Genomic DNA, 11,790 nt, shown 5'->3' with positions numbered 1-11,790 from the left:
ATAGGAAACATGACAAAAAAAGCAGAAATATTAGTTGCCATGAGCGGAGGCGTTGACTCTGCTGTGTCAGCACTCATTTGCAACGAAGCTAGCGGCGAGTGCATCGGTGCCACCATGAAGCTTTTTGATTCAGAGCTTTTGGGAAGGCCAATTGAATCGGGGTGTTGTTCTGTCGACGACATTGATGATGCCAAAGAAGTTTGTCACAAAATTGGAATCCCCCACTTCACGCTCAATTGCAAAGAGGAATTCACAAAGCATGTTGTGGACCCATTTGTTGCAGCCTACCTTGCAGGCAGAACTCCCAACCCATGCATTGCTTGCAATAAACATTTGAAATTTGACGTTTTAATCAAAAAAGCCAAGTGGTTTGGAGCAGACATAATCGCGACTGGGCACTATGCAAAAATTGAAAAAGTCGAAAGTTCACTGTCAAACACAAATGCATTAGTTTTAAAACGCGGAGACGACCCTAGAAAAGATCAATCATATGTTCTTCACACGCTAACAAAAGAACAACTCCCACACATCGTGTTCCCAATCGGACATTTATCAAAAAATGAGGTGCGCGACATCGCAGCTGCCCATGACATGATTGTTGCGGAAAAGAAAGAATCGCAAGACATATGCTTTGTTGAAAATGGAAGCGTAGATAACTTCATTTCGCACTACACAAAACTAAAAAATATAGAAAGACCAGTAAAACAAGCCACGTTCGTTGATGAACAAGGACAAAAACTAGGCACATTTCCAGCAAACCACAGCTTTACAATCGGGCAGCGCAAAGGACTAAACCTTGCGATGGGTCATCCAGTTTATGTAACTAACATCGACAAAGAAAACAACATAGTCACCATCGGTGAAAAAGAAGATTTGATTAAAGAGCAAGTTGTTGCAACCGACTTCAACTGGATTTCAATCTCACCAAAAATTGGAGACAAAATAGCGTGCACCGCAAAAATTCGCTACAACATGAAAGACATTGAATGCACTGCCATTGTGAACGACGATAATCAAGCAACGTTCGTTTTCCCAGACGGTGTTAGCGCGCCTGCCAAAGGCCAGTCGGTTGTGTGCTATGACGGCGACATCGTCCTCGGTGGTGGGTTTATCACAAGCGCCAAATAAAGCACTTCTTCTTCCCCACTCATCCACTTCACGTCATAAAAGCCAATAGAACCATCGAGATAGCTACACAGCAGCTCAAAAGCATCAAAGGCAGAAGGCAGACTCGAGATTTCGGGGGCATGCATTCAAAAGCTAATCTGAATCTGCATCAATCAAAACCCATTTTCAATTAAAACGAGCGAGTTCAAAACACTCGACATAAACATGTATATTTCTCTTCTTAAAGCGGCCTAAGTCAAAACCCATTTTCACCGGAAAAGGTCAAAATCAAAACACTCGACACAAACATTCAAACGCTCGTTATTCGTCTAACATCAACAAAAAAAGACAATGCGTGCATTTAGAAGCAAAAGAAAACGAAACTGGGTCAAAAAATGGACGTGCAGCGCGACTAAGAATACTAGGGTTTTTTCGCGAAGCTAGTTCGCAGAGAATTTGAGGGAACATAACTCTAGAGAATTGACAATGCATGAGCAATTCGTGTTGAAGGTGTTTAACGTGAACGCCCAAAGTTTTTAAAGGACTGCCTGCGTGACTGTTGCACCAGAAATGAAGCAGGACGCTTTAGGGTTTAGATGCCATAAAGGGAAATTTGCACGCGCACGCCAGCACGAATTTAAACACAAAGGAATGCGAATTGTGGATGCAGCCGAGACAGTCCCATAAAGTACGGCAAAAGCTTTATTGTTAAAGCGCGATAAAATATTAGAAATGCAATTTCTAGACAACATAGGGGAAAATAGACTCGGCGATGCGCTCGCTGAATCTCTAGACGAGGGTTCAAAACTATCGATTATTAGCAGCTACTTTACGGTCTTCGCCTATGGTGAGCTAAAAGAAGAACTCTCTAAAATAGACTGTGTAAGATTCTTGTTCAGTGAGCCAACTTTTGTCAAAAGGATGGAAAAAGACAAAACTCCGCGTGAGTTTGAACTTGCGCAAAAATCAAGAGAAAAAGGAATCGCAGGAACTGGCCTTGAGCTCACGTTACGGAATAAACTTAACCAAAAATCACTTGCCAAACAGTGTGCAAACTGGATTAAAGAAAAGGGAGTTTTTAAATCAGCAATCTCTTCAGGAAAAATAGTTCCAGGCGGAACATATATTGTGGAAGGCGGTAGCGGTAATTGCACAGGCTTTATGGGAGCTGCTGCAGATTTCACACAAGAAGGACTTGGCTTTGAACGACGCCCAAACACAGTGACAGGCGTCTCCAAATATGAAGGGACAAGTGAGGTTGCAGGCCTAAAAGCTATGTTTGAACAGGTGTGGAATAATCCAACCATGGTTCAAGAGGTAACTGATGAAGTTGCAAACCAAGTGAGCACCCTTTACCGCGAGAATCCGCCCGAGTTCGTGTACTTCCTAACGCTCTACCACCTGTTCCGCGACTTCATGGAGGACGACGAGGACAACGGCATCCGCCCCGGCCTCAAGTTCGAGGAGTCCGTGGTCTGGAATAAGCTCTACGACTTCCAGAAGGACGCCGTCGTGGGCGCCATCCGCAAGCTGGAGAAGTACAAGGGCTGCATCATCGCCGACTCGGTGGGCCTGGGCAAGACCTACGAGGCGCTCGCCGTCATGAAGTACTACCAGGAGCGCAACGACCGCATCCTCGTGCTGTGCCCCAAGCGCCTGCGTGACAACTGGACCCTGTGGACCCAGGACAACGACGACCGCAACCCGCTGGCCGACGACCGCTTCAGCTACACGGTGCTCAACCACACCGACCTTTCGCGCTACCACGGCATGAGCGGCGAGGTGGACCTCGAGCACCTGCGCTGGGGCCACTTCGACCTCCTCGTCATAGACGAGAGCCACAACTTCAGGAACAAGAGCACCGACGCGGACAAGACCGACCGCTACACGCGCCTCATCGAGGACGTCATCAAGTCGGGCCAGCGCACGAAGGTGCTCATGCTCTCTGCCACCCCGGTGAACAACCGCCTGCTCGACCTGCGAAACCAGATCGAGCTCATCACCGAGGGAGACGACGCGTACCTCGCCGATACCGACGGCATCCCGTCGATCACCCACGTGACGCGCGTCGCCCAGCAGAGGTTCAACGAGTGGAGCAAGCTCTCCGACTCCGAGCGCACGACCGAGAGCTTCGTGAACGCGGTGAACGCCGACTACTTCAAGCTGCTCGACGTGCTGACCATCGCGCGCAGCCGCAAGCACATCACAAAGTACTACGGCGCCGCGTGCGGGACCTTCCCGGCGCGCCGGCCGCCCCTGTCGTTCCAGACGCCCATCGACCTGGAAGGCGAGCTGCCGCCGATAGCCGAGCTCAACGACATGATCGCCCAGCTCACGTTCGCCCAGTACCAGGTGCTCTCCTACGTGCGCGCCGACCAGCGCCGCAAGTACGAGGACCGCTACGGGGACACGTGGGGCAAGGACTTCGAGAGCCAGGTCCACCGCACGACGGCGGTGGCCAACCTCATGCGAATCAACGTCCTCAAGCGCATGGAGTCCTCCGTGAACAGCTTCCGCATCACGCTGCGACGAATCCTCGACGGCTGCGTCGAGCTGCGCGCGAGGCTCGACGCCGACGCGTCGGGGGTCGCCTACGGCACCGAGGGCCTCGAGGACGGGTTCGACGACGACGATGCCGAGGAGTTCGAGGCCGGCGGCAAGGTGCGAGTCGACCTGCGAGACGTCGACGCCCTGCGCCTGGGCCAGGACCTCGACTTCGACATACAGGTGCTCCGGGCCCTACTAACCTATGCCGACGCGGTGACGCCCGAGCGCGACGCCAAGCTCGTGAAGCTGCGCGACTTCATCGCGGGCAAGGTCAGGGACCCGTACAACCCCGGCAACCGCAAGGTGCTGGTGTTCAGCGCGTTCGCCGACACGACGGCGTACCTCTTCGAGCAGCTGGCGCCCTGGCTTAAGCGCGAGCTCGGCATCGAGTGCGCCGAGGTGGCGGGCAGCTCCAACCGGACCTACTCGCTGAAGCTCCCCAGGACCACCTTCGAGAACATCCTCGCGAGGTTCTCTCCCGTCTCAAAGGAGCTGCCGGAGAGCCAGAGGGCGCTCGGCGAGATCGACGTCGTCTTCGCGACGGACTGCATCTCCGAGGGCCAGAACCTGCAGGACTGCGACTGCCTGGTGAACTACGACATCCACTGGAACCCCGTGCGCATCATCCAGCGCTTCGGCCGCATCGACCGCCTGGGATCGAAGAACTCCCAGATCCAGCTGGTCAACTTCTGGCCGGACATCGCGCTCGACGAGTACATCCAGCTGGAGGGCCGCGTGAAGGGGCGCATGGCGCTGCTCGACGCGTCGGCCACCGGCGAGGAGAACGTGCTGGAGGCCAAGGGCAACGGCGAGATGAACGACCTCAAGTACCGCCGCCGGCAGCTCCAGCAGCTCAAGAGCGAGGTGCTCGACCTCGAGGACATCTCGGGCGGCATCTCCATCACGGACTTCGCCTTCGATGACTTCCGCGTGGAGCTCCAGCGCTACGCCAAGGAGCATCCCGGCGCGCTGGAGAACTCGCCGGCGGGACTGCACGCCGTGGCCCCCATCCCCGACGAGCTCCGCGGCGACGTTAAGCCAGGCGTGGTCTTCTGCCTCAAGCAGAACGACGAGGGAGACGACCCCAGGGACACGAACCCCGTCTTCCCCTACTACGTGGTGTACGTGTCGGCCGACGGCGAGGTCATGACGAAGCACACGCAGCCCAAGCCGGCGCTCGACATCATGCGCGCCGTCTGCTCGGGGAGCCCAGAGCCCATCGCCGAGCTGTGCCGCGAGTTCAACCGCGAGACCCGCGACGGGACGAGGATGGACGCCTACACCGACCTGCTCGACGACGTCGTGGCGGCCATCACCGGGACGCAGCAGGACAAGGGGATCGAGAGCCTGTTCAGCCTGGGCGAGGTCGGCAGCGGCACCGTCATGGGCTTCAACGACTACTCGCTGGTATGTTTCGCGGTGCTGCGATGAGCGGCGTCGACTGGAACGGGATCCTGCGCCTGCCCGAAGCGGCGCTCGCGGGATGCCGCCGCATCCCCAAGACGGTGCTCGTCAAGCAGGCGATGCTCACCAAGACCGAGCAGAAGAGGCTTGACAAGGTTGCGCGCCTCGAGCATTTCGCCACGGTCCAGAAGTCCACGACGCGCATCCCGCCGTACGAGGACGACGATCACAACGTGCAGAGCGTCGTCTTCCTTCGCTGCGAGATGGCAGCCGGGACCATGGCTGTTGCGGAGGTGGCGGAGCTCGTGCACAAGTGCTTCCCGAACCCGACGGCGCTCCTGGTCGAGGCGGGCGGCTGCGCGTGCGTGTCGGTCGCCCTTACGCGAAAGAGCCAGGCCGAGCAGGGCGCGACGGTCGTCGATCGGATCGAGGCGACAGGCGCGTTCGACCCGTACAGCCCGGAATACGCGGACTTCCTAGGCGTGCTGGCGTTCGAGCGGCTCTCGCAGGGCGATCTCTGGGAGTACCTGCTCGACATGGCGCGCGCCGTAGCGCTGTCCCGCGCGATCGGCGGCCTGGGGTTCTACCCTGCATGCCCTGCTCGAGACCGGGAAAAACTGATCGCCCTCACGTCGCGCTACGATGAGCTGGGAGCCTCCGTCAAGCGGATGAAGGAACAGCGACGGTCGAAGGATATAACGCTCAACGAGTCCGCGAAGCTGAGGATGGAAATGAAGGAAGAGGAGCGACGCCTGAGGGCGGTCGCCGATGAGATAAAGGAGATCTGTAATGGCTGACATCGAGAAGATGGACCTAGCGTCCGAGGACCTGGTCACTGACCGCATCGAGCAGCTGAAGCGGCTGTTTCCCGAGATCGTGACCGAGCGCGGCCTTGGAGAGAGAGAGAGAGAGAGTTAATGGCAGCGACTCTCACTGCATAGACTTCGACAAGCTGCGCCTACTGCTTGGCGACGAGGTCGAGAAAGGTCAGGAGCGCTACGCGTTCACGTGGCCCGGCAAGGCCGATGCCATCCGCCAGTCGCAGACCGTCAGCACGGCGACGCTTCGTCCTTGCGTGGAGAAGAGCCGTAGCCACGACGGCGAGGATGGCCACTTCGATTCGGACAACATCTACATCGAGGGAGACAACCTTGAGGTGCTGAAGCTCCTGCAGCGCGGCTACCACGGTAAGGTCAAGATGATTTACATCGACCCACCCTACAACACGGGTCATGATTTTGTTTATAAGGACAAATTCGGCGACACGATTGAAAACTACAAAGAACAGGCCGGTCTTGCTGTCCAGTCCAACGCCGATACGAGCGGTCGCTACCACAGCGACTGGTGCTCCATGATGTATCCCAGACTGAGGCTGGCTCGCGAGCTATTGAGCGATGACGGCGTCATTATTATCAGCATTAGTGATGCCGAGTGCTCTAACTTAAAGTCTCTTCTTGACGAAATATTTGGAGAAAAAAATTTCTGCGGTGATGTTATTTGGAATTCAACCAAGTCGGTAACAAATACTGCACTAATTTCCGTTTCGCATACCTATAACTTCATTTATTTCAAGAACATGGACTACTTTGTCAGGAATAGATCCGATTTTAGGCTCCGTGACGATGGAGAGGGCTTTTCCAACCCAGATAACGACCCACGTGGCCCCTGGAAAGCAGACCCCTTCCAGGTCGGAGGATGGCGACCTAATCAACAATATGAGATTACTAATCCTAATACCGGCGTTATATATACGCCGAACCCAGGACGTAGCTGGAAGAATGATTATGCTCGTTTCCTTGAGTTAGAGAAAGACGGGCGTATCGTATTTGGGTCTACTGGAGAGGGTGGGCCACAAAGAAAAAGGTTTCTGACGGAAGCGGTTGACCGCGGGAAGGTCGCAAAAACTTGGTGGGACGATGTAGAGACAACCACAAATGGCACTCAGCTCGTAAAGAAACTATTTGACGGCGTTGCGGTTTTCGACAACCCGAAACCCGTGGGTTTGATTCGTAGGTTTATGGAGCTAGCTACAAACAAAGACTGCATTGTCCTTGATTTTTTCTCTGGCTCCTGCACGACTGGCCAAGCGCTGTTCGAGGCTAATTACGAGGATTCCGGAAATAGACGTCTAATCGCAGTCCAGCTGCCCGAGGTGCTCAATGAGGACTCATTTGCTTACAAGGCAGGTTATCTAACTCTCTGTGACATCGGCGAAGAACGCATCCGTCGTGCAGGGAACAAGATTAAGAACGAGCTCGAGGAATCCAACCGTCAGCTTAAGCTTGGTGAGGCGCCCAAACAGCTGCCCGACATTGGCTTCCGCGTGTTCGTGCTCGATGACTCAGGCATCGAGCGCCCTGATCCCGGTCAGCTCATGCTCGATGTGGTGAAGTCCGATCGCACAGAGCTCGACATCGTCTTCGAGATGATGCTCAAGTGGGGCCTAGAGCTCACGCTGCCCGTCGAGAAGTCCGAAGCCGCCGGCTATCCCATCTGGTCTGTCGCTTGCGACGAGCTCGTCTGCTGCATGTCCCGAGGCCTCACCATCGAAGCTCTCGAGGCCATTGCCGACATGGAGCCCAGGCGCGTTCTCATCCTCGACTCCGTTCTCGACGACACGCTCAAACTCAACGCCTTGCAGATCTTCAAGCACGCCGGCGAGCGCATGGGCTGCGAGATTGAACTGAGGACGGTCTAGCATGGCGTCGCTCGAGTTCAAATTTTCATCCAATCAACAGCATCAGCTGGAGGCTATAGAGGCAACCTGTGACCTGTTCCGCGGGCAGCAGTTCGCCAGCAGCAGCTTCATGGTCAACTATGCCGATTATGGCCAAGACAAACTATTCAGCGACGGCGTGTTGCCTGGCGGACAGGCGGAACTGTTCGACACCGTTGGCCACGGCAACGAGCTCCGCGTGGCGCCCGGCCAGCTCCTCGACAATCTACACTCCGTGCAGGAGGATGGCTGCCTCCCGGCAACCGACGTCCTCACCGACGGACGCCTGCGAGACTTCACCGTCGAGATGGAGACGGGCACCGGCAAGACCTACGTGTACATCCGCTCCATCTACGAGCTGAACCGCCGCTACGGCATCACCAAGTTCGTCATCGTCGTGCCGAGCGTTGCCATCCGCGAGGGCGTGCTCAAGAGCTTCCAGACCACGCGCAGGCACTTCGAGACGCTCTACGACCACACGCCACTCGACTACTTCGTGTACGACTCGAAGGACATGGGGGCGGTGGGGAACTTCGCCACGTCGAGTTCCATCCAGGTCATGATCATCAACATCGACGCGTTCAACAAGGGACTGGAAAAAGACGGCACCGCGAAGGAGGGCAACCTCTTCCACCGTCCCAGCGAGAAGCTCGCCGGCGGCTTCAGCCCGCGCGAGCTCGTGAGCGCCTGCAAGCCCGTCGTCATCATCGACGAGCCCCAGAGCGTCGACAACACCAAGCAGGCCAAGGCCGCCATCAGGAGCCTGAACCCGCTGTTCGTGCTGCGCTACTCGGCCACGCACAAGCAGGCCTACAACATGATCTACCGCCTCACGCCAGTCGACGCCTTCGAGCGCCACCTGGTGAAGGGCATCTGCGTAGACTCTATCAAGGCCGAGGCTAACCTCAATGGCGCGTACGTGAGGCTCGAGTCCGTAAAGGCTGACCCGTTCTCCGCCAAGGTGTCCATCGACGTGCGCCAGCCCGACGGCACGCAGAAGCGCAAGGCCGTCACGGTGAAGACCGGCGCCGACCTCTACCAGAAGAGCGGCGAGAACAGCGACTACGAGAGCGGCTGGGTCGTCAACAACATCGGCGCCGCCGACGGCGAAGAGTTCATAGAGTTCCAGAACGGTGAGGTGCTCGAGCTGGGCGATGCGCTGGGGGACGTCAACGAGGAGGTCGTCAAGCGCGCGCAGATCCGTCGCACCATCGTGGACCATCTAGCCCGCCAGTTCGAACTGTGGCCGCGCGGCGTGAAGGCGCTCTCGCTCTTCTTCATCGACCGCGTGGACCGCTACCGCGTATACGAGCCCGAGGTCCACGGCGGCCTGTACGCCCAGATGTTCGAGGAGGAGTACGCAGATGCCCTGAGCTCGAAGGCACCTCCTCGCATCGCTAAGGCAGCGGGTGTCGGCCGTGGCACGTGGCTTGAGTGCTACGAGGCCGTCGGCGCCCCGCTGGTGCGCGACCCCCACGCCGTGCACCAAGGTTATTTCGCCAAGGACAATAAGGGCAAATTCAAGGACTCCAAAGAAACCGCCAGCACTGCCGGTGACGTTGGGGCCTTCGAGCTCATCATGCAGAAGAAGGAGACGCTCATCTCCTTCCCGGACGGCAAGGATGTGGACAAGGACGTCTCTTTCGTCTTCAGTCACTCCGCGCTCAAGGAGGGCTGGGACAACCCCAACGTGTTCCAGATCTGCACGCTCGTCGAGACCAAGGACAACCTCACCAAGCGCCAGAAGATCGGTAGGGGTCTGCGCCTGTGCGTGAATCAGGATGGCGAGCGCCTGTACGACTCAGAGGCGAACGTGCTCACCGTCATCGCGAACGAGAGCTACGACGACTTCGCCAACGGCCTTCAGAAGGAACTCGAGGCGGATGACTTCAAGTTCGGCGTCATCACCCCGGAGAGTTTCACGAAGGTTACGGTCAAGAGCGCTAATGGCGTCGAGGAGCGCCTGGGCTACGAGAAGTCCAAGCAGGTCTACGACCACCTCGTCGCGACCGGCATGGTCGACGACAAGGGCGCGGTTACTCCCGAGCTGAAGGCAGCGGCCGAGGAGGGCAAGGTGGATCTTCCCGCCGAGCTCGAGCCAGCGAAGGAGCAGGTCGAGGCGATCATCATTCACAAGTCCCAGAGGGTACAGATTCGCGACAAGGCCAAGGAGGTCTCTGTCGAGCTGCAGAAGGACGTCACGCTCGACCCTGCGTTCCAGGCCCTGTGGGACCGCATCCGCCAGCGCACGCGCTTCCAGGTCGAGGTAGACTCCGACAAGCTCATCGAACGCGCCATCGAGGCGGTCGACGGCATGCTCGCCGTGCGCCCGCCCCAGGTGACGAGCGAGCGCGCCTCTCTGGGCATCGACGACGCGGGCGTGAGCGCCGAGGGCACGGGTACCTCCGTGGTGTCCGTTTCGGGAAAGGTGAAATACGACCTTCCCGACCCGATTGCAGAGCTTCAGGACGCCGTCGGGCTCACCCGCGGCACCATCAAGGCAATCCTCGAGGGCTGCAGCCGCTTCGACGAGTTCGAGATCGATCCCGCGACCTTCCTCGCGCAGGTCGGCGACAAGATCAACCGCGTGAAGAACGACCTCATCGCCCAGGGCATCAAGTACGTGCGCCTTCCCGAGGACGAGTGGTACACCATGCGCGACCTCGAGCTCGACGACTATACCGCCTACCTCGGGCAGAACGCGTGGAAGCCGGATGTGACGGGCAAGAGCCTGTACAACTACGTTGTCTACGATTCGGCGGGGGTCGAGCGCTCCTTTGCCGAGGCACTCGACAAGCAGGAGGAGGTGCTCGTGTTCGCGAAGCTCCCTTCGTCGTTCAAGATCGACACGCCGCTCGGCAGCTACAACCCCGACTGGGCGTATGTCGAGGAGGCCGACGGCGAGCGCCGCGTGTACTTCGTGACCGAGACCAAGGGCGGCAAGAACGGCGAACCTGCCCTGCGCGACGCGGAGAAGATCAAGATCGGCTGCGCCAAGAAGCACTTCGAGGCGCTGGAGCTTGGAGATGACTTCCACTACAACGTGCGCATGTCGTATCAATACGAGGCGGTGAAGGCTTAGGATGTCGAAGCTGCCCGGAAAGATGACGCGAAAGCAGCACTGGGTGCCGCGGTTCTACCTGCGCCATTTTGCGGATTCTTCCGGGCAGCTGCATGCCTACAGCAGGCAGAAGGACTCCTTCTTCCGCACGAATTGCGAGAATCTTTGCAGCATGCGCGATCTTTATGAAGTCGTGCATGCTGATGCGGCAGGCGATGCGACAGACAGATTCTATGCGCAGAACCTCATCGAGGTTAAGCTATCCGAGTTCGAAAGCCGCATTGCACCGCTTTACGATCGCTTTTTGGAACGCCAGAAAGAAGGGCAGCCCGAAGGCGAAGGGTATTCTGATGGAAAAGCCGTCGTTTGCGAGCTGGCGGCAAACATCATCGTCCGCCATCCTGTCAGCATGCGTACCGACAAAAAATGGTCACGCGAGGCTGCCGAAGAGCTGCTCAAAAACGTTCATCTGACACCCTATGAGTTCGGATTGCTCGATTGGTCGGGTTGGCGCGGGGATTCCCAAGCGGTAGTCGAGCTTGCCGCCGCCGCAACCATGCTCTTCTCCAACGATGACAATGTGCCAGTTAACCGTATTCGGAAGGCTTTATTTGAGAAGAGCTTCTCCATCATTAGGGCATCCGTCGGCTCAGGGTTCGTTACGGCGTCGATGCCCATGTTCATCATCGGGCCCGAGGACGACTCGTATGATTTCCATCTCGCGTATATGCCGTTGAACAGTAAGTATGCTGCAGTTTTTTCTGATAGACCTCTCTTACCGCCGTTTACGAGACTCGAATTTTCGGGCACCGCGTACATGAACCGACTCCTTCTGCTCAACTGCGAGCATTGGGATGTCGCCATATCGAGGGAAAGCGGCCCGCTCGAGCACGCAGTACGCGATTGGAGATATCAAACCTTGAAAACTCCTGCAGGCCAGAAAGGGTGATCTCTT

General features: G+C 57.1%; 8 protein-coding genes. All 8 read left to right on the top strand.

Annotated elements, in window-relative coordinates:
• The first annotated feature begins 9 nt into the window (after positions 1-9).
• The gene (gene mnmA, locus FXZ76_RS03395) at positions 10-1,128 is read left to right on the top strand and encodes a tRNA 2-thiouridine(34) synthase MnmA (protein ID WP_079535772.1); all 1,119 of its coding nucleotides are present in this window, start codon (positions 10-12) and stop codon (positions 1,126-1,128) included.
• 877 nt (positions 1,129-2,005) lie between these two features.
• Positions 2,006-2,215, top strand: coding sequence for a hypothetical protein (locus FXZ76_RS06380; protein ID WP_197682099.1), 210 nt, complete (start codon positions 2,006-2,008; stop codon positions 2,213-2,215).
• A 233-nt stretch (positions 2,216-2,448) separates the two neighbouring features.
• Complete coding sequence (locus FXZ76_RS03390) at positions 2,449-5,085, top strand: helicase-related protein (RefSeq protein ID WP_197682098.1); 2,637 nt, start codon at positions 2,449-2,451, stop codon at positions 5,083-5,085.
• The gene (locus FXZ76_RS03385) at positions 5,082-5,855 is read left to right on the top strand and encodes a DUF4391 domain-containing protein (RefSeq protein WP_079535770.1); all 774 of its coding nucleotides are present in this window, start codon (positions 5,082-5,084) and stop codon (positions 5,853-5,855) included. The genes FXZ76_RS03390 and FXZ76_RS03385 overlap by 4 nt, the downstream gene beginning before the upstream one ends.
• Entirely contained in the window at positions 5,848-5,976 is a 129-nt protein-coding gene (locus FXZ76_RS06480; RefSeq protein ID WP_269457033.1) for a hypothetical protein, read from the top strand. The genes FXZ76_RS03385 and FXZ76_RS06480 overlap by 8 nt, the downstream gene beginning before the upstream one ends.
• Before the next feature lie 238 nt (positions 5,977-6,214).
• Positions 6,215-7,756, top strand: coding sequence for a site-specific DNA-methyltransferase (locus tag FXZ76_RS03380; protein WP_197682097.1), 1,542 nt, complete (start codon positions 6,215-6,217; stop codon positions 7,754-7,756).
• A gap of 1 nt (position 7,757) precedes the next feature.
• On the top strand, positions 7,758-10,856 hold the full coding sequence (locus tag FXZ76_RS03375; RefSeq protein ID WP_079535769.1) for a type III restriction-modification system endonuclease: 3,099 nt from the start codon (positions 7,758-7,760) through the stop codon (positions 10,854-10,856).
• Between the two features lies 1 nt (position 10,857).
• The gene (locus FXZ76_RS03370) at positions 10,858-11,784 is read left to right on the top strand and encodes a DUF4238 domain-containing protein (RefSeq protein ID WP_079535768.1); all 927 of its coding nucleotides are present in this window, start codon (positions 10,858-10,860) and stop codon (positions 11,782-11,784) included.
• The last annotated feature ends 6 nt before the right edge of the window (positions 11,785-11,790 follow it).

Origin of the sequence: Phoenicibacter congonensis (assembly GCF_902386915.1) — a bacterium.
Lineage (GTDB): Bacteria > Actinomycetota > Coriobacteriia > Coriobacteriales > Eggerthellaceae > Phoenicibacter > Phoenicibacter congonensis.
This window is presented reverse-complemented; position numbering and strand designations above follow the sequence as displayed.